Here is a 333-nt window from a genome sequence, read left to right as displayed (position 1 = left end):
TTTCATTTTTCTAAACAAATGGGGCTATATGATTATTTTAGGTCTCCTTTAACTTATAAAGCTTATTTTAATCTGGCCTTAGTACCTTTATTTTATTTAGGGTTTTTCTTTGGATTTAAGAAAGCTTATTTAATGCTTTTTATTTATCTGTTTTGTGAATTTGTAACTACTTTGGGACATTTTTGGATTTTAGCTGATTATGATATTTTTTTGCTTGAAAAAATAAATATTAATAAAGTAGCTTTTTTTCTACTGAATTATCTTTTAAAAACTTTAATACCTCTTTTATCTTGGTCTTTTACAGGATTATTATATTGTAAAGATTTAAGTCAT

General features: G+C 23.4%; 1 pseudogene. It reads left to right on the top strand.

Annotated features, from left to right (window positions below):
• Nucleotides 1-132: 132 nt before the first annotated feature.
• Nucleotides 133-333 (top strand): annotated as a pseudogene (locus OL66_RS04250) (hypothetical protein); the annotation flags it as partial.

Source organism: Chrysanthemum yellows phytoplasma (assembly GCF_000803325.1).
GTDB classification, from domain to species: domain Bacteria; phylum Bacillota_I; class Bacilli_A; order Acholeplasmatales; family Acholeplasmataceae; genus Phytoplasma; species Phytoplasma asteris.
This window is presented reverse-complemented; position numbering and strand designations above follow the sequence as displayed.